The sequence below is a fragment of the Microbacterium sp. 22296 genome, from assembly GCF_052045385.1.
In the GTDB taxonomy this organism is placed as follows: domain Bacteria; phylum Actinomycetota; class Actinomycetes; order Actinomycetales; family Microbacteriaceae; genus Microbacterium.
Genome location: NZ_JBQEOS010000011.1, coordinates 1 through 17,187, shown reverse-complemented (window position 1 = coordinate 17,187; position 17,187 = coordinate 1). Strand labels below are relative to the sequence as shown.

At 70.6% G+C, this 17,187-nt stretch carries 15 protein-coding genes; 10 read left to right on the top strand and 5 right to left on the bottom strand.

The window, feature by feature from the left end; translation table 11 throughout:
- The first annotated feature begins 14 nt into the window (after positions 1–14).
- The gene (locus ACTJJP_RS15765) at positions 15–1,736 is read left to right on the top strand and encodes a glycoside hydrolase family 35 protein (RefSeq protein ID WP_440775931.1); all 1,722 of its coding nucleotides are present in this window, start codon (positions 15–17) and stop codon (positions 1,734–1,736) included.
- Positions 1,737–1,970: 234 nt separating this feature from the next.
- Positions 1,971–2,411 carry a cupin domain-containing protein gene (locus tag ACTJJP_RS15760; RefSeq protein WP_440775930.1) on the top strand — a complete coding sequence of 147 codons (441 nt, stop codon included), beginning with the start codon at positions 1,971–1,973 and terminating at the stop codon, positions 2,409–2,411.
- Between the two features lie 62 nt (positions 2,412–2,473).
- On the opposite strand, the gene ACTJJP_RS15755 is transcribed toward ACTJJP_RS15760, so the two are convergent.
- A complete protein-coding gene (locus ACTJJP_RS15755) occupies positions 2,474–3,748 on the bottom strand; it encodes an MFS transporter (protein WP_440775929.1) in 1,275 nt (424 codons plus the stop codon).
- A gap of 69 nt (positions 3,749–3,817) precedes the next feature.
- Between ACTJJP_RS15755 and ACTJJP_RS15750 the strand changes: the two genes are divergently transcribed.
- Positions 3,818–4,402, top strand: coding sequence for a TetR/AcrR family transcriptional regulator (locus ACTJJP_RS15750; protein ID WP_440775928.1), 585 nt, complete (start codon positions 3,818–3,820; stop codon positions 4,400–4,402).
- A gap of 196 nt (positions 4,403–4,598) precedes the next feature.
- On the opposite strand, the gene ACTJJP_RS15745 is transcribed toward ACTJJP_RS15750, so the two are convergent.
- The gene (locus ACTJJP_RS15745) at positions 4,599–5,615 is read right to left on the bottom strand and encodes a LacI family DNA-binding transcriptional regulator (RefSeq protein WP_440775927.1); all 1,017 of its coding nucleotides are present in this window, start codon (positions 5,613–5,615) and stop codon (positions 4,599–4,601) included.
- Between the two features lie 140 nt (positions 5,616–5,755).
- On the opposite strand from ACTJJP_RS15745, the gene ACTJJP_RS15740 reads away from it, so the two are divergent.
- From ACTJJP_RS15740 to ACTJJP_RS15725, 4 genes are all read left to right on the top strand, one after another.
- Positions 5,756–7,819 carry a beta-galactosidase gene (locus tag ACTJJP_RS15740; RefSeq protein WP_440775926.1) on the top strand — a complete coding sequence of 688 codons (2,064 nt, stop codon included), beginning with the start codon at positions 5,756–5,758 and terminating at the stop codon, positions 7,817–7,819.
- Entirely contained in the window at positions 7,816–8,745 is a 930-nt protein-coding gene (locus ACTJJP_RS15735; protein ID WP_440775925.1) for a carbohydrate ABC transporter permease, read from the top strand. The genes ACTJJP_RS15740 and ACTJJP_RS15735 overlap by 4 nt, the downstream gene beginning before the upstream one ends.
- The gene (locus ACTJJP_RS15730) at positions 8,742–9,647 is read left to right on the top strand and encodes a carbohydrate ABC transporter permease (protein ID WP_440775924.1); all 906 of its coding nucleotides are present in this window, start codon (positions 8,742–8,744) and stop codon (positions 9,645–9,647) included. Before ACTJJP_RS15735 ends, ACTJJP_RS15730 begins: the two co-directional genes overlap by 4 nt.
- A 74-nt stretch (positions 9,648–9,721) precedes the next feature.
- Positions 9,722–11,050 carry an ABC transporter substrate-binding protein gene (locus ACTJJP_RS15725; protein ID WP_440775923.1) on the top strand — a complete coding sequence of 443 codons (1,329 nt, stop codon included), beginning with the start codon at positions 9,722–9,724 and terminating at the stop codon, positions 11,048–11,050.
- Positions 11,051–11,166: 116 nt separating this feature from the next.
- On the opposite strand, the gene ACTJJP_RS15720 is transcribed toward ACTJJP_RS15725, so the two are convergent.
- Positions 11,167–12,141 (bottom strand): LacI family DNA-binding transcriptional regulator, encoded by a 975-nt coding sequence (locus ACTJJP_RS15720; protein ID WP_440775922.1) that lies wholly within the window; start codon positions 12,139–12,141, stop codon positions 11,167–11,169.
- A 42-nt stretch (positions 12,142–12,183) separates the two neighbouring features.
- On the opposite strand from ACTJJP_RS15720, the gene galT reads away from it, so the two are divergent.
- The 3 genes from galT (at position 12,184) to ACTJJP_RS15705 (ending at position 15,619) form a co-directional block, all read left to right on the top strand.
- Entirely contained in the window at positions 12,184–13,359 is a 1,176-nt protein-coding gene (gene galT / locus ACTJJP_RS15715) for a galactose-1-phosphate uridylyltransferase (RefSeq protein WP_440775921.1), read from the top strand.
- Positions 13,356–14,519 (top strand): galactokinase, encoded by a 1,164-nt coding sequence (gene galK, locus ACTJJP_RS15710; protein WP_440775920.1) that lies wholly within the window; start codon positions 13,356–13,358, stop codon positions 14,517–14,519. The genes galT and galK overlap by 4 nt, the downstream gene beginning before the upstream one ends.
- A gap of 128 nt (positions 14,520–14,647) precedes the next feature.
- Positions 14,648–15,619: a squalene cyclase gene (locus ACTJJP_RS15705; protein ID WP_440775919.1), complete on the top strand. Its 972-nt coding sequence runs from the start codon at positions 14,648–14,650 to the stop codon at positions 15,617–15,619.
- Between the two features lie 127 nt (positions 15,620–15,746).
- Here the strand turns inward: ACTJJP_RS15705 and ACTJJP_RS15700 are convergent, their stop codons facing one another.
- The gene (locus ACTJJP_RS15700; RefSeq protein WP_440775918.1) at positions 15,747–16,730 is read right to left on the bottom strand and encodes an LLM class F420-dependent oxidoreductase; all 984 of its coding nucleotides are present in this window, start codon (positions 16,728–16,730) and stop codon (positions 15,747–15,749) included.
- A gap of 148 nt (positions 16,731–16,878) precedes the next feature.
- The coding region (locus tag ACTJJP_RS15695; RefSeq protein ID WP_440775917.1) for a hypothetical protein at positions 16,879–17,187 on the bottom strand (309 nt) is incomplete at its 5' end.

Genomic DNA, 17,187 nt, shown 5'->3' with positions numbered 1-17,187 from the left:
CCCGGAAAGACACCGTGACGACCTTCACCATCGGAGAGACCGACTTCCTGCTCGACGGGCGACCACACCAGGTCATCTCGGGCACGCTGCACTACTTCCGCATCCATCCCGAGCACTGGGCCGACCGCATCCGCACAGCCAAGGCCATGGGGCTCAACACCATCGAGACCTACGTCGCGTGGAACGCCCACGAGCCGGTGAAGGGCGAATGGGATGCCACGGGCTGGAACGACCTCGGCCGCTTCCTCGACCTCATCGCCGCGGAGGGTCTGCACGCCATCGTGCGCCCGGGACCGTACATCTGCGCGGAATGGCACAACGGCGGGCTCCCCGTGTGGCTCACCTCGACGCCGGGGATCGGCATCCGTCGCTCCGAGCCGCAGTTCGTGGAGGCGGTGTCGGAGTACCTGCGCCGCGTGTACGAGATCGTCGCACCCCGCCAGATCGACCGCGGCGGCAACGTCGTGCTGGTGCAGATCGAGAACGAGTACGGCGCGTACGGCTCCGACAAGGAGTACCTGCAGGAACTCGTGCGGGTGACGAAGGAGGCCGGCATCACCGTGCCGCTGACCACCGTCGACCAGCCCATGCCGTGGATGCTCGAGGCGGGGAGCCTGCCCGAGCTGCACCTCACCGGCTCGTTCGGATCGCGCTCGGAGGAGCGCCTGGCGACCCTGCGCGAGCACCAGACCACGGGGCCGCTGATGTGCAGCGAATTCTGGGACGGATGGTTCGACTGGTGGGGCAGCATCCACCACACGACCGACCCGGCGGCCTCCGCCCACGACCTCGACGCGCTGCTCGCGGCGGGCGCGTCGGTCAACATCTACATGGTGCACGGCGGCACGAACTTCGGCACCACCAACGGCGCGAACGACAAGGGCCGGTACGACCCGATCGTGACCTCGTACGACTACGACGCGCCCATCGACGAGTCGGGCCACCCGACGGCGAAGTTCCACGCGTTCCGCGAGGTCATCGCGAAGTACGCCCCCGTCTCCGACGTCGTGCCCGCCGCGCGGCCGGACGCCCCGACGCTCGAGGTCGCACTCTCGGGCGAGGGCGACTGGATGCCGGATGCCACCGCAACCGGCGGCACCGATGTTCCGCCGACGTTCGAAGACCTCGCCCACCTCGGACCGCTCGTTCGCTACGACGTCGATCTGCCGTCTTTCGCGGGTCCGGCCGCGCTCGTCTTCGGCGAGGTGCGCGACCTGGCGTGGATCCACATCGACGGCACGCCCGTGGGTCGGCTGTCCCGCGCGCTGCACGAGCGTGCGATCACGATCCCTGCGGGCTCGCGCCTCACCGTCCTCGTCGAAGACCAGGGCCGCGTGAACTACGCCGACCGTCTCGGGGAGGCGAAGGGGCTCATCGGCTCCGTCACCCTGAACGGCGCGCCGCTCACCGGGTGGACCGCGACGCCCGTGGACGTGGCATCCGCCGTCGGCACGGGCGAGGGCACCGTGGGGCGCGCGCTCCTGCGCGGCACCTTCACCCTCGACGGGCCCACCGATCTGTTCCTCGACACGGCGGGCTTCGGCAAGGGCTTCGCGTTCGTGAACGGCTTCTTCCTCGGCCGGTATTGGAACAACGTGCCGCAGAACACGCTGTACGTGCCCGGCCCCGCCACGCTCGCGGGCGCGAACGAGATCGTCGTGCTCGAACTCGAGCACGCGGTCGAGCCGGTCGCGCGCTTCGTGGCTGCGCCGTCGCTGGGGCAGCTGGAGGAGTAGGCGTCACGAGGACAGGCGTAGCGCCGAGAACAGGCCGATCCCGCGAGGGTCGGCCTGTTCTCGTTGCTCCCTGTTCTCGCGACACCGCACGCTCGCGCCCGCCCGCCAGCGCTCCGCGCCGAACCTGCGCGCGCCCGCCCGCGTGAGGCGCCGAGATCTCTCACCCGACCGGCGCCGGAAGCGATGAGTCCCGGCGTCTGACGCGGGGTCCTGGCGGAGGAGCAGGATGGGGACATGAGCGATTACGAGATCACCGAGATCGGGGCCATGGACGCCTGGCGCGACCACTTCGGCGGGTTCGCGCCCGCCCGTTCGCGCGACGGACGCCGCGTGGTCGACCACGAGCTGACGATGCAGTTCATCGGCATGACCGCGAACGCCCTCGAGCCCGGCGAGGAGGCCGGGTACTGGCACACCCACACCCGTGTGGAGGAGCTGTACGTCTTCCTCGAGGGTCGCGGTCAGATGGGCCTCGACGACGATGTGGTCGACGTGGGCCCGGGGAGCGTCGTGCGCGTCGGCCAGAACGTGTGGCGCACCTGGCGAGCCATCCCCGAGGGCAGCGGCGAACTGCGGTGGCTCTGCATCCGCGCGGGCGGCGAGACGCTCCCCCACCTCCCCGATGACGCGTCGCGCGATCCCGACCGCCCCATGCCGTGGGGCGCTCCGGCCTGAGGGCTGCCGGAGGCCGCGGCCTCTCCGCGGCATCCGCGCGGCATCCGGAAAACCCTCGTACGTCACCCGTCGACGGGGACCGGAGCGGCGGCGTCCGGGGTCTTCACTCGGAGGGAGGGGCTGGTGAAGTGGGCGCGGGCGATGACCACCGCGGCGGCGGCCATGAGGACCGCGCCCAGCACGTACGGCGCCGCGTGTGCGATGTGGGCGTAGAGCAGCCCCGCCATGAGGGGGGCGACGGTGCCGACGGCGGCGTTCAGCGACTGCGCGGCACCGGCGATCCAGCCCTGCTCGTCGTCGCCCACGGCGTTGGAGAGCAGTCCGTCCATCGTGGCCTGGGCCGCGCCTTGCCCTGCGGCCAGGGTCAACGCCCCCACGACGAACAGCCACGGCTGCGCGAGCACCGACGCGACCCCGGCGAGCGCGATCAAGCCGACCGCCTGTGTCACGATGCCGCTGACGACCACGCCCCGTTCGCCGATGCGCGGCAGCAGGAAGCCGAGCAGCACGCCCTGGATGGCGATGTCGATGATGCCGACGCACGCGGTGAGCAGACCGATCGCGGTGGGATTCCAGGCGATCGCGTCGAGGGCGAGCACGCTGAAGTTGTTGACGAAGAAGCCGAAGGGCAGGCCGACCAGCACCAGCCCGACCATGAGCCCGCGCAGCTCGGGACGACGCAAGACGCCCCGGAACACCGCGAACGGGTGCACGGCCCTCAGATCGAGCGAGGCGATGCGCTTGTGGGGCGCCAGGCTCTCGGGGAGGAGGAAGATGCTCACGATCGCGACCGTCAGCGCGAGACCGGCGGTGACGAAGACGGGGAGGTCGACGTCGATGGCGGCGAGGGATCCGCCGAGGGCCGGTCCGACCATCGTGCCGATGCCGGCCGTCGCCCCGAGGATGCCGAAGCGTCGGGCGCGCTTCCCGGGCGCGGTGATGTCGGCGAGGTAGGCGAACAGGGCGGGCAGGTCGCCCGCGGTGACGCCCTGCACGATGCGGCCGAGCAGAAGCACCCAGAGCGCACCACCGATGCCGAAGAGCAGGAAGCCCAGCGCCGCGCCGAAGCCGGCGACGATGATCACCGGGCGCCGACCGAATCGGTCGGAGATACGCCCGAGGAAGGGCGCGACGAGGAACGCGCACAGGGCGTTGACGGTCTCGAGGATGCCGACCCACACGGCGAGGTCGGACGGATTCGAGACGTAGCGGAGCACGACGAAGGGGAGGACGGGGAGCACGACGGTCATGCCGGCGGTCGTGAGCGTCGTGATGACGACGAGCATGATCCAGGCGCGGCGGCCGGTGCGATCGGAGAGGGCTGATTCTGAAGTCACGCCGTAACTGTACTCGTACCAGTTTTAGAGTCAATACGACTTCTGATCGAATCCGCTAAAGTGGGGGGCATGAGCGAGACGATCGGACGCCGCGAGCGCAAGAAGGCCGCCACACGGAAGGCGATCTCCGATGCCGCGACACTGCTGTTCGTCGAACGCGGGTTCGACGAGGTGAGCATCCGTGAGGTGGCCGACGCCGCCGATGTGTCACCCACGACCGTGTTCGCGCACTTCCCGCAGAAAGAGGCTCTCGTCTTCGATGAGGACGACGCGCAGCGCGACATGCTCGTCGGCGCCGTGCGCGACCGCGCCCCCGGCACCTCGGTGTCGGAGGCACTCCACGACCTGTACCGGCGCGAGCTGATCGGCCTCGCGTTCGACCCCACGGGCGAGCATCGACGGCAGTTCATGCAGCTGATCACGAGGACCCCCGCGCTACAGGACTACGCGTCGCGCATGTGGCTGCGCCACGAGGACGCCCTCGCCGACGCGATCGCCGAGACGACCGGCCAGAGCGAACCGGATGCCGAGACCCGCGTCTATGCGCGCATGGTGCTGCAGCTGCAGATCCTCGCGTTCGAGCACGACGACGCCGCGGCGACGATCGAGGCCGGTTTCCGCATCCTGGACCGCGGCTGGCGCGAGACGCGCTGACCGCGCAGATTGCTCGCAGAAGAGCTCGAACCTCGCAGGATCCCGCGTCCGGACGGCGAGGATTCCGGCATCCTGCGAGGGAGCCGGGGCCGCGCACCGACGACGGTCGCCCGCAGAAGCGCACGAACCTCACAGAATCGCGCCGAGGGATCGCGAGGATCGCGCGGATCCGCGACTTCGCGACGCGCGCGGGCCTCTACGCCGAGCCGCGCCAGATGATGGGCGCGTGGAGGAGGATGCCGTCGGCGTCGGCGACGCCGCCTGACAACTGCAGCAGCACCGCCTCGGCGGCGGCCGCCCCCAGGCCCTCTGCCGGTTGATCGACGGTGCTCAGCGGCGGGTCCGTCCTCAGGGCCCACGCGCTGTCGTCGAAGCCGACCACCCCGACGTCGTCGGGCACACGCTTCCCGGCAGCCCGCAGCGCCTGCACGGCCCCCGCGGCCACGGCATCCGAGGCTCCGAAGACGGCGTCGACGTCGGGCGCGCGCTCGAGGAGACGCCTCATACCCGCCTCTCCGTCGGCGAAGGCGTACAGCGGCACCGGTTCGACGAGACTCTCGTCGAAATCGGCACCGAGGGCCTCGCGGAACCCGGCGAGACGGTCGCTGCCGGAATCCCGGTCGAGGGCGGCGGCGATCATGCCGATGCGGCGGCGGCCGGTCTCGCGCAGTTGTCGCGTCAGCGCCCGGGCGGCACCCAGATTGTCGATGCCCACCCACGGACGAGAGATGCCGGGCGGGTGGCCGACGTAGGCGACGGGGAGTCCGAGCCGTTCGACGACGTCGGTGATCGGGTCGTGGTGGCGTGCCGAGACGATGACGGCGCCGTCGACGAAACCGCCGCTGAGGTAGCGCGCCACGCGATCGGTGTCGCGATCGGTGTCGATGACGAGGCACACCATCTGGTAATCGGCATTCGAGAGCGCGGTGTTGGCGCCGAGCAGGATGCCGCCGATGTTGGGGTCTTCCAGGAACAACGAGTGCGGCTCGTGGACGATGAAGCCCACCGCCTGCGTGCGCTGGCGCACGAGCGTGCGCGCGGCGTTGTTGGGCACGTAGCCGACCTCGCGGATGGCCGACTGGATGGCCTCCCGCGCGTGATCCGACACGTAGCCGCCGTTGAGGACGCGGCTCACCGTGCCCCGCGAGACCCCCGCGGCCCTCGCCACGTCGTGCACCGTGCTGCGCCGGCGCCCGGGCGGAGGAGGCGTCATGAGTTTCAGCCTATCGGCAGCGGGGAGTTGACGACCGTGCAGCGCCGTGTCAGTATGTGCACGTTCACACATTCTGACCCGTCATTCCGGATCGCCGGTGTGTGCACGTTCACAGAACCCCGCAAAGGAGCGCCCACCGGATGCTTGCCGTCGACCATCTGGCCCCGCTGGATCGCGAGAGCGATCGAGCGACCGACTCGATCCGCGAGGGCTCCGCTCTGGACGCCCTGACCCGCGAGGGGCTCGTGTTCGGGTGCGACTACAACCCCGAGCAGTGGGACCGCGCCGTGTGGGACGACGACATGCGCCTCATGCGCGAAGCGGGCGTGGACCTCGTGGCCGTCAACATCTTCGGCTGGTCGTGGATCAACCCCGACCACGGGGTCTGGAGCTTCGACGAGCTCGACGAGGTCATGGACCTCGCGCACGCCCACGGCATCCGGGTGAACCTCGGCACCGCGACGGCGTCGCCGGCACCGTGGGTGACCACGCGGCATCCCGAGATCCTGCCGGTGGCCGAGGACGGCACGCGCCGCTTCCCCGGCGGGCGTCAGGCCTACTGCCCGAGCTCGCCGGTCTTCCGCGCCTACGCCGCCGAACTCAGCCGCCGCGTCGTCGAGCGCTACGCCGACCACCCCGCCCTGGCCATGTGGCACGTCTCGAACGAACTCGGCTGCCACAACGCCCTCTGCTACTGCGACGCCAGCGCCGAGGCGTTCCGCTCGTGGCTGCGCGCGCGCTACGGCACGGTCGGGGCCCTCAACGCGGCGTGGGGGACGTCGTTCTGGAGCCAGCGCTACAGCGCGTGGGACCAGATCCTGCCGCCGATGGCCGCCCTGTCGCTGCGCAACCCCGGCCAGCTGCTCGACTTCCAGCGCTTCTCGTCGGACCAGCAGCTCGAGCTGTACCGCGCCGAGGCCGCCATCATCCGCGCGCGCAGCACCGCCCCGGTCACGACGAACTTCATGGTCACCGCGCACATCCGCGCGCTCGACTACTTCTCGTGGGCGGGCGAGATGGACGTGATCGCCAACGACCACTACCTCGACCGGCGCCTCCCCGACCCGCTCGCGGAACTGTCGTTCGCGGCCGACCTCACGCGGGGCCTCGCCGCCGGCACGCCGTGGCTGCTCATGGAGACCTCGACCGGAGCGGTCAACTGGCAGCCGCACAACCTCGCCAAGGGCGAGGGCGAACTGCTGCGCAACATCGTGTCGCACGTCGCCCGTGGCGCCGACGGCATCTGCTTCTTCCAGTGGCGCGCTTCGGCGCAGGGTGCCGAGAAGTTCCACTCCGCGCTCCTCCCCCACGCCGGCACCGACACCGCGCAGTGGCGGAGCGTCCTCGAAGTGGGCCGCACCCTGCGTGCGCTCCAGCCGATCGCCGGTACCCGCGTCGCGTCCGACGCCGCGGTGCTCTTCGACTGGGAGAGCTGGTGGTCGCTCGAGAACGAGGGCCGCCCGAGCGACGACGTGCGCTACCTCGACCAGGTGCACGCAGCCCACGCCGCCCTCGCCGGCGCGGGGATCTCGACCGATGTGGTCTCGGCGCGGACCGACCTGTCGGCCTACCGCCTCGTGGTCGTCCCCGCCCTGCACCTCGTGCGCGACGCCGACGCCGAACGCATCGCGCGCTTCGTCGACGCCGGTGGGACCGCGATCATCACCTTCGCCAGCGGCATCGTCGACGAGCAGGACCGCGTCCGGCTCGGCGGCTACCCCGGCGCGTTCCGCGACCTGCTCGGGATCGTGTCGGAGGAGTTCGCCCCTCTCGGCCCCGCACAGGTCGTCACGCTCGACGACGGCAGCACGGGCACGGTGTGGTCGGAGCGCCTGCGCGCCGTCGACGCCCAGGTCGACGCCCGCTTCATCGACGGCCCGTCGGCGGGACTGCCGGCGCGCACCCGGCGGACGGTCGGCGCCGGCTCCGCGTGGTACCTCGCGACCCTCCCCTCCGCCGCCGACTACCGCGACCTGCTCTCCCGCGTCGCCGACTCCGCCGGCATCCGCACCCTCGACACCGTCCCCGGCGTCGAGGTCGTCCGCCGCGCGGGCGAGGACCGCGCGTTCACCTTCGTCATCAACCACACCACCGAGTCGGTCGAGATCGCGGCGCACGGTCGCGACGCGCTCACCGGCGAGAGCGTCGACGGCCCCGTCACGGTCGCCGGTGGTGCCGTCCGCATCATCGAGGAGGCCTCGTGACCACCACCGCTCCCGCCCCCGCGCGGGCCGACCGCTCGGACGCCCCGCGTCCCCGCCGGGCGCGCGTGCCGTTCAAGAGCGCGATCGTCATCCTGCTCGCACCGTTCGCCGCGCTCTTCCTGCTGTTCTACGTGCTGCCGATCGGGTTCGCGATCGTGCAGTCCCTGCTCGTCGTGCGCCGTGAGGGGACCTTCGGCAAAGCCGAGCTCGTGTTCGGCGGCCTCACGCAGTACGCCCTCGTCTTCCAGAACGAGGCGTTCTGGGCCTCGATGCTGCGCATGCTCGCGTTCGGCGTCGTGCAGGTGCCCGTCATGCTCGGTCTCGCATTGATCTTCGCGTTGCTGCTGGACTCTCCCCTGCTCAAGGGCAAGCGCTTCTTCCGTCTCGCCTTCTTCGTGCCCTACGCCGTCCCCGGTGTCATCGCCGCGATCATGTGGGGCTCGCTCTACTCGCCCAACCTGTCGCCCTTCACGGCCCTGACGCAGAACGTCGATTTCCTCGGCGCCGATCTCGTGCTGTGGTCGATCGCCAACGTCGTCACCTGGGTCTACGTCGGCTACAACATGCTGATCATCTACTCGTCGCTGCTGTCGATCCCCAGCGACGTCTACGAGGCTGCGCGCCTCGACGGCGCGGGCCAGTTCCGCATCGCCTGGTCGATCAAGATCCCGCTCGTGCGGCCCGCGATCGTGATGACGGCGATCTTCTCGATCATCGGCACGCTGCAGCTGCTCGCGGAGCCCCAGGTGTTCCGCTCGTTCAGCTCCGCCGTGACGAGCACCTTCACCCCGAACATGACCGTCTACGCCACGGCATCCATCCCCAACGCCAATCTCGCCGCGGCCTTCTCGGTCGTGCTGGCCGTGACCACCTTCGTGCTGTCGTTCGGCTTCATGAAGTGGATGCAGAAGAAGGGCAACGCATGAGCGCCGTCACCACCTCCCGTCGCCCCCTCGGCACACGCGCGGGCGCCCCGCGCGCGGGCGCGATCCGCGAACCCCTCGTGTCGCGGACCTCGGCGATGCTCGTCATGGCCGTGTTCACGGTGTACTTCCTGCTGCCGCTGTGGTGGCTGCTGGTCGCATCGAGCAAGAGCACCGGCGACATCCTCACGACCAACCCGCTGTGGTTCGCCGACATGCGCCTGTTCAGCAACATCGGCGAGCTGTTCGCCTACCGCGACGGCATCTTCCTCCGGTGGCTGGGCAACTCTCTGCTGTACGCCGGCCTCGGTGGGGCGGTGGCGACGCTGCTGGCCGCGATGGCCGGGTACGCGCTGGCGAAGTACCGCTTCCCGGGCCGCGAGCTGGTCTTCGACGTGGTGCTCGGCGGCGTGCTCGTGCCCGCCACGGCCCTGGCCCTGCCGCTGTTCCTCATCTTCAGCCAGGTGCAGCTCACGAACACCTTCTGGGCGGTGTTCCTGCCGTCGCTGGTCAGCCCGTTCGGGGTGTATCTCGCGCGCATCTTCGCGGCATCCTCCGTCCCCGACGAGCTGCTCGAGGCGAGCCGTCTCGACGGCGCCGGCGAGATCCGCACGTTCTTCACCGTGAGCCTGCGGCTGATGAGCCCGGCGCTGGTCACGATGTTCCTCTTCCAGTTCGTCGCGATCTGGAACAACTTCTTCCTGCCTCTGATAATGCTGCGCAGCGAGGAGCTGTTCCCGGTGGTGTTCGGCCTCTACGGCTGGAACAACCAGCTCAACCAGATCCCGGAGCTGCGCGGCCTCGTGCTCATCGGCGCCCTGCTGTCGGTCATCCCCCTCATCGTCATCTTCCTGCTCCTCCAGCGCTTCTGGCGCAACGGTCTCGGGACCGGCGCCCTGAAGTGATCCCTTCGGCGGCCTCGGCCGTCCCCACCTCGGACGCAAACGGCGCGTTCGGGCACCCAGAGAAAGGCATTCCCATGCAGCACAGAATCCTGGCGGCGACCTCCGGTGTCGCCCTGTCGGCTCTGCTCCTCGCCGGCTGCGCCGGTGGCGGAAGCGGCGACGGCGCCGCGGCCGCGGCCGACTGCGCCCCGGCCGACGGCCCCGTCACGCTCGAGTTCACCTCGTGGATCCCCGGCATCGAGAAGGTCGTCGAGATGTGGAACTCGGAGAACCCCGACATCCAGGTCAAGGTCCAGACCGGCCCCAACGGCAACAGCGGCACCTACCAGAACTTCTTCAACCAGATCGCGGCGGGCAACGCCCCCGACCTCGGTCAGATCGAGTACGACGCCCTCCCGAACTTCCTCGTGCAGGACGGCGTCGAGAACATCGCCGGCTGCTCCGACGTGGTCGCCGCGAAGGACCAGTTCGTCGGCTGGGCCTGGAACCAGGTCGCCCTCGGCGAAGACGGGGCCGTCTACGGCATCCCGCAGGACATCGGCCCGATGGCGCTGTTCTACCGCAAGGACCTCTTCGAAAAGAACGGCATCGCGATCCCCACCACGTGGGACGAGTACACCGAGGCCGCCAAGAAGATCCGCGCTCTCGGCGGCTACATCACGAACTTCTCGCAGTCCGACATCAACCAGTTCGCCGGTTTCGTGTGGCAGGCGGGTGGGCAGTGGTTCGGCAACGACGCGGACGGCTGGACCGTCTCGCTCACCGACCCGGCGTCGGAGAAGGTCGCCGACTACTGGCAGGCGCTCATCGACCAGGACCTCGTCTCGACCTACCCCGCGTGGACCGACGAGTGGAACAACGCCTACAACTCCAGCCAGGTATGGACCTGGAACTCCGCCGTCTGGGGCGCGAACTCGATCTCTAGCGGCGCTCCCGACACCGCCGGCGGCTGGGCCGTGGCCGATCTGCCGCAGTGGAACGCGGGTGACGCGGTCTCGGGCAACTGGGGCGGATCGTCGATCGCCGTGCTCAAGGGCAGCGAGCACCCCTACGAGGCGACGAAGTTCGCGCTGTGGTTGAACACCTCGGAGGAGGCGCTGACCGCGCTGAACGAAGAGGCCAACATCTACCCCGCCACGACCGAGGGCCTGACGCTCCCCTCGCTCACGCAGGGCGTGGAGTTCTACGGCGGCCAGAAGATCTACGACGTCTTCGCCGAGGCCGCGACCGAGGTCACCCCCGACTTCGTGTGGGGCCCCACGATGACCAAGACCTACGCCGACGTGAGCGACGGCTTCAAGGCCGCCGTCAGCGGCAGCACCACGCTCACCGAGGCCCTCCAGAAGGGTCAGGATGCCACCATCGGCGCCCTGGAGTCGCAGTCCATCCCCGTGAAGAAGTAACGCACTCCGTCTTCGCGACGCCCGCGGATGCCTCGGCATCCGCGGGCGTCTCTGCGTGTGCGCGGCGCGAAGCGGAGCGCGCCCCGTCGCGGGAGGAGTGGCGGCGGGATCCGCGCTCAGGCGCGCGCGCTGCTCGCCCGCACCACCAGCGAGGCGGGCACCGTCTCGGCCACCGGCGCGGCCCCCTCGATCGCGGCCACCAGGGCGGCGACCGCCTGACGGCCGAGGGTGTCGAAGTCCTGGCGCACGGTGGTCAGCGGGGGCCGGTACTCGGCGGCATCCACGATGTCGTCGAACCCCACCACGGCGACGTCATCGGGAACCTGGCGGCCCGACTCGGCGAAAGCGCGCAGGGCGCCCAGCGCCATCTGGTCGTTGGACACGAAGACGGCGGTGGCCGCGCCCAGCGCGGCGACGGCGAGGTGACCGGATGTCGAGGTCCAGTCGCCGCGGACCGGATCGGGCGCGGTGATCCCGGCGTCGGCGAGTGCCTCGCGCCATCCGCGTTCGCGCTCGGTCGCCGCGAACGATCCCGAGGGTCCCGCGAGGTGATGCACCGTGGCATGTCCGAGGGACAGAAGGTGCGCGGTCGCCGTGCGGGCGCCTCCGGCGTGATCGGTCTGCACGATCGAGAAGCGATCGTCGGGCGGGGAATCGACGACCACGACGTGAAGGTCGGCCGGCGGGTCGACGTCGCGGGCGAGTTCGGTCGCCTCGTTCAGGACGACGGCACCGTCGACGCCCTGCGAACGGAGTCGCGCGAAGGCGTCGCGGATCCCACGCTCCCCGACGGTCACGACCGCGAGGGCGTACTCGCGCGCGGCGGCGGCCTCGGAGATGGCCTGCAGCATGCGCGAGTTCCCGACCGAGGCGAGGGTCGACACGACCAGGCCGATCGTGGAGGTCTGCCCGGTGCGCAGGGCACGCGCGGCGCGGTGCATGCGGTAGCCGAGGTCGGCCATGGCCTTCTCGACCCGGGCGCGTGTGGCGGGGTCGACGCGCGGGCTGCCGTTGGCCACGCGCGACACCGTCTGCGCCGACACTCCGGCTCGTTCGGCCACGTGGGCCATGGATACGCGCATCGCACTCATTGCAATGTTGACGATATCACGCCTGAGCTGTAGCGTGTTATCGTGAACACGCACAGCCTCTCCGCGGTACCCCTCCGCGCCGGTGTGGTCAAGCGCCCGACCCGCCTCGCCGACGGCCGCGAACTGATCTACTTCGATGATCCCGGCACGACGCTCGGCGCCGAGCGTGCCGTCGATGCCCGCACGCTCGACCCCCGACCCGCCACCGCCACGATGCGCCAGGACGTGCTCACCGGTGACTGGATCACCGTGGCATCCAATCGTCAGAACCGGGCGTTCCTGCCTCCCGCGCACCTCGACCCCCTGTCGCCGCAGACGCCGACCAACCCGTCGGAGATCCCGTCGCTGTACGACGTCGCGGTCTTCGAGAACAAGTCGCCGTCGTTCGGACCCGCTCTCGACGTCGCGACCGACGACGCACCGGCCGCCGTCGACCCGCCGCGCGGTGACGACGACCTCGAGCACCTCGGCCTCGGCCGCACGCGCACCTCGGTCGGCCGCTGCGAGGTGGTCTGCTTCAGCCCCGCCCACGAGGGGTCGTTCGGCTCCCTGTCGCGCACCCGGGCCCGCACGGTGATCGAGGCGTGGGCCGACCGCACCGCGGCTCTGTCGGCTCTGCCCGGCATCCGTCAGGTGTTCCCCTTCGAGAACCGCGGGCAGGAGATCGGCGTCACCCTCCCCCACCCCCACGGGCAGATCTACGCCTACCCGTACGTCACCCCGCGCACGCACCGGCTGCTCGACACGATCTCGCGCAGTTCCGAGAACCTGTTCGAACGCATCCTCGACTTCGAATCCGCCAGCGAGCGGGTCGTGCTGCGCGGCGAGCACTGGACGGCGTTCGTCCCCTTCGCCGCGCGCTGGCCCGTCGAGGTGCACGTGCTGCCCCACCGCCACGTCGCCGACCTGGCCGAGACGACCGACGCCGAGCGTGACGAGCTCGCCCCGTTCTACCTGCGGCTGTTGCGCGGCATCGACGCGCTCTACGACACCCCCACCCCCTATATCGCCGCGTGGCACCAAGCGCCCGTCGGTCGGGGTCGCGACGAAGTCCGCCTCAATCTGCAGATCACCTCGCCCCGCCGCGCCGCCGACAAGCTCAAGTACCTCGCCGGATCCGAGGCGGCCATGGGCGCCTGGATCGGCGACGTGACCCCCGAGTCGCAGGCCGAACGCCTGCGCGCCGCCCTCGACACCGTTCCGGAGGTGACGGCATGACCGCCGTCGACGACGCCCGCGCCCTGCTCGCCCGCATGACCGACGCCCCTCTCGTGGGGGTGTGGTCGGCTCCCGGCCGTGCCAACCTCATCGGCGAGCACACCGACTACAACGAAGGCTTCGTCTTCCCCTTCGCGATCGCGCAGCGCACCGCGGCCGCCGTCGCCGTGCGATCCGACGACGTCATCCGCGTGCGCTCGACCTTCGCCGACGACGCGGTCGAGGTCTCGCTCGCCGACCTCGACGACCGCATCGCCGCCGGCGGCCTCGACTGGGCCGGGTACCCGCTGGGGGTGGCGTGGGCGCTTCTCCGAGAGGCTCCGGACACCGCTCCGCGCGGAGTCGACCTCGTACTGGCGTCGGAGGTTCCGGTGGGTGCCGGGCTGTCGTCGTCCGCCGCGATCGAGGGGGCTGTGGCATCCGCCCTCAACGACGTGTGGAGCGCCGGGCTCGACAAGGTCGCGCTCGCCCGTGTCGGCCGTATCGCCGAGAACGACGCCGTCGGAGCCCCGACGGGGATCATGGACCAGATGGCCTCGATGCTCGGCGTCGCCGACGCCGCGACCTTCCTCGACTGCCGCACCCTCGAGACGCGGCCCGTCGCGCTCGGTTTCGCCGAGGCGGGACTGTCGATCCTCGTGGTCGACACCCTCGTCGAGCACGCCCACTCCACCGGCGGCTACCGCGAGCGCCGCGAGGCCTGCGAGCGCGGGGCCGCGGCGTTCGGGGTTCCCGCGCTGCGCGATGTCACCGTCGACGACCTGCCGCGTGCGGCCGAGATGCTCGACGATGTCACGTTCCGCCGCGTGCGCCACATCGTGACCGAGAACCAGCGCGTCCTCGACACGGTGGCCGCGCTCGACGCCGACGGCCCGTCGGCCATCGGCGACCTGCTCGTCGCCTCGCACGTCTCGATGCGCGACGACTTCGAGATCTCGGTGCCCGAGCTCGACCTCGCCGTCGAGACGGCGCTGGCCTCGGGCGCCCTGGGTGCCCGCATGACCGGCGGCGGCTTCGGCGGGGCGGCGATCGCGTTGATCTCCACCGATCTCGTGCCGGCGGCGACCGAGGCCGTTCTCGCCGCGTTCGCGGCATCCGGATTCCGCGCGCCGAACATCTTCACGGTGACGCCGTCGGAGGGTGCGCGCCGCGACGCGTGACGCCGCCAGCCGGGACCGCCGAGAAACGCTCGCCGCGNCGTTTGCTCCCGCGGGGAGCGTTTCTCGGCGGTACGCCCTGTGCGACGACCGACCTGGCCCGGCGCTCGGCTGCGGCGTAGCCTGCCCGCATGAACGACGACGACGTGCTCGCGTGGCTGGCCGACAGCGACCCGGCCCTGCGCTGGAAGGTCGAGCGCGACCTGCTCGACGCCCCCGAGGGACAGTGGCGGGCCACGCGCGCGCGTGTCGCGCACCAGGGGTTCGGGGCACAGCTCCTCGCCGCACAGGGCGAGGACGGTCTGTGGGCGGGCGGTGCCCACTTCCCGTCCGACTTCGACGGGACGGACCCGCAGCCCTGGACGGCCACCTCCTGGTCGCTCATGAGTCTGCGGGAATGGGGGGTGGATGCCGACGCCCTCCGCCCCGACACCGCCGGCCTGCTGGAGCGGAACGCTCGCTGGGAGTACGAGGACCTGCCCTTCTGGCACGGCGAGGTGGACGCGTGCATCAACGCCTTCACCCTCGCCAGCGGAGCGTGGCTCGGGGCCGACGTCAGCGGCATCCGGGATTGGTTCGTCACCCGTCGGCTTCCCGACGGCGGCTGGAACTGCGAGTGGGTGGAGGGGGCGACGAAATCGTCGTTCCACTCGACGATCAATTCGGTGATCGGGATCCTCGACGACGAATCGCGCACCGGGGGTACGCCGGAGTTGCACGCCGCGCGCAAGGGCGCCGAGGAGTACCTGCTCGAGAGGCGCCTGCTGTACCGACTCTCCACCGGCGAGCGGCACGTCTGGGCCCCTCACCTGGGTTATCCGTTCCGCCACCGCTACAGCGCGCTGCGCGCTCTCGACCACTTCCGCGCCGCCGCACTGCACGACGGCGTCGGCCCTGACCCGCGTCTCGCCGACGCGATCGAGAAGGTCAGGGCATCGCGCGACGCCGACGGCACCTGGCATCAGGCGTATCCCCTCGAGGGCAGGGAATGGTTCGCCGTCGACGTGCCCGCGGGCCAGCCGTCGCGATGGCTGACGTTCTTCGCCCTGCGGGTGCTGCGGTGGTGGGATGCCACACCCCGGGTGCGCGCACCGCGCGGGTGAGGAGCGGCCGATGGGTGCGCCGGGGCGTCACGAGTGCGCCGTCACCGCGTCCATGCGGGCGAGCCGCTCCTCGCGATCCGAGGTCGCGCCGCACGTCCCACCCGCCACGGCCGACTCGACGGGCGGATCAGAGGTGCGGGATGACCTCTCGCTCGAACAGGGAGATGCCCGAGGTGTCGTATGCGGCTTCGGGGAAGTAGTGGATCGCATAGCCGAGTCCGTGCTCAGCACGAGTTTTCAGACGCGCGACGATCTGCTCAGGGGTGCCGAATCCGTCGGAGGACCGATAGTCGGCCTCGATGGCGTCCGCCCGCTCGTCGCCCACGTGCGGGCGCAGCCGTGCGACGACAGCCGCCAGCCGCTCGTCGGCCTCGGACTCGGTCGCGGCGATGATCGTGTTGAAGTTCGTGGAGCGCGTGATTTCGGCGGCATCCCGTCCGAGCGCCTCACAGTGGCCGAGCAGCACCTCCGACTTGTGATCGAACTCTTCGAGCGAACCCCCGAAGTTCGTGTACGACGCATATCTCGCCGCGATCTTGAGCGTGACCTTCTCGCCGCCGCCCGCGATCCAGAGCGGGATGCCGCCGGGCTGAAGGGGCCGGGGCTGCACGATCGCGCCGTCGACCTCGTAGTACTTTCCCGACAGGGTCGCCTCACCCGTGGTCCACGCCTGGTGCATGATGTCGACGCCCTCGCGCAGCCGGCCGAGGCGCTCGGCGATCGGCGGGAAGCCGTAGCCGTAGGCCCTCCATTCGTGCTCGTACCAGCCGCCACCGATGCCCATCTCGGTGCGACCACCCGAGATCACATCGACCGTCGCGGCGACCTTGGCGAGGTAAGCCGGGTTGCGGTAGCCCATGCACGTGCACATCTGGCCCAGGCGCACGCGGTCGGTGACGGCGGCGAACGCGGCCATCAGCGTCCACGCCTCGTGCGTGGCCTCGGCGCTGGGCACCGGGGTGGTGTGGAAGTGGTCGTAGACCCAGAGCGACGCCCACGGGCCCTCGTCGGCGCTCTGCGCGAGAGCGTTCATCACCCGCCACTGCTCGGCGGGGTCGATCCCCACGAGGTCGAAGCGCCAGCCCTGCGGGACGAAGATGCCGAATTCCATGTGCCCACCCTAGGCGCGGAGGGGGACGCGGACCCCGTCACCGCGCGGGCCGGGCCGGGCGGATGGGAAGTCGTCCGCACCCGCCCGAGCCCGTCACCACGCGGGCCAAGCGGATGGGAAGTCGTCCGCACCCGTCGAGCATCTCGCGTCAGCAGCTCGCGGTGGAGAGCACGGCCAGGTCACCCCAGTTGGCCTCGGCGAACAGCGCGACGCCCGTCGACGGGAATGTCCTCCACAGGTCCCAGAAGCCGCGCAGATCTCTGACCGAGGAGTACACACGTCCGTCACCGCCGAGCACGTCGGCCGCATACGTGCCGTCGTTCAGCTTGCGCGCCGCGAGCCCCGTCACTGATACGCCCGACGGCAGGGCGGGGAGCGTGGCTCCACCCGCGGTCATCACCGACGTCCCGTCCGACATGACGGTGACCTGGCCGTAGTTGCTCATCGCCAGATACTT

Coding starts and splice junctions, on each gene's coding strand:
- ACTJJP_RS15725 (WP_440775923.1), top strand. CDS start 9,722: ATGCAGCACAGAATCCTGGCGGCGACCTCCGGTGTCGCCCTGTCGGCT.
- ACTJJP_RS15745 (WP_440775927.1), bottom strand. CDS start 5,615: ATGACGCCTCCTCCGCCCGGGCGCCGGCGCAGCACGGTGCACGACGTG.
- galK (WP_440775920.1), top strand. CDS start 13,356: ATGACCGCCGTCGACGACGCCCGCGCCCTGCTCGCCCGCATGACCGAC.
- ACTJJP_RS15750 (WP_440775928.1), top strand. CDS start 3,818: ATGAGCGAGACGATCGGACGCCGCGAGCGCAAGAAGGCCGCCACACGG.
- ACTJJP_RS15700 (WP_440775918.1), bottom strand. CDS start 16,730: ATGGAATTCGGCATCTTCGTCCCGCAGGGCTGGCGCTTCGACCTCGTG.
- ACTJJP_RS15760 (WP_440775930.1), top strand. CDS start 1,971: ATGAGCGATTACGAGATCACCGAGATCGGGGCCATGGACGCCTGGCGC.
- ACTJJP_RS15705 (WP_440775919.1), top strand. CDS start 14,648: ATGAACGACGACGACGTGCTCGCGTGGCTGGCCGACAGCGACCCGGCC.
- ACTJJP_RS15720 (WP_440775922.1), bottom strand. CDS start 12,141: ATGAGTGCGATGCGCGTATCCATGGCCCACGTGGCCGAACGAGCCGGA.
- ACTJJP_RS15730 (WP_440775924.1), top strand. CDS start 8,742: ATGAGCGCCGTCACCACCTCCCGTCGCCCCCTCGGCACACGCGCGGGC.
- ACTJJP_RS15740 (WP_440775926.1), top strand. CDS start 5,756: ATGCTTGCCGTCGACCATCTGGCCCCGCTGGATCGCGAGAGCGATCGA.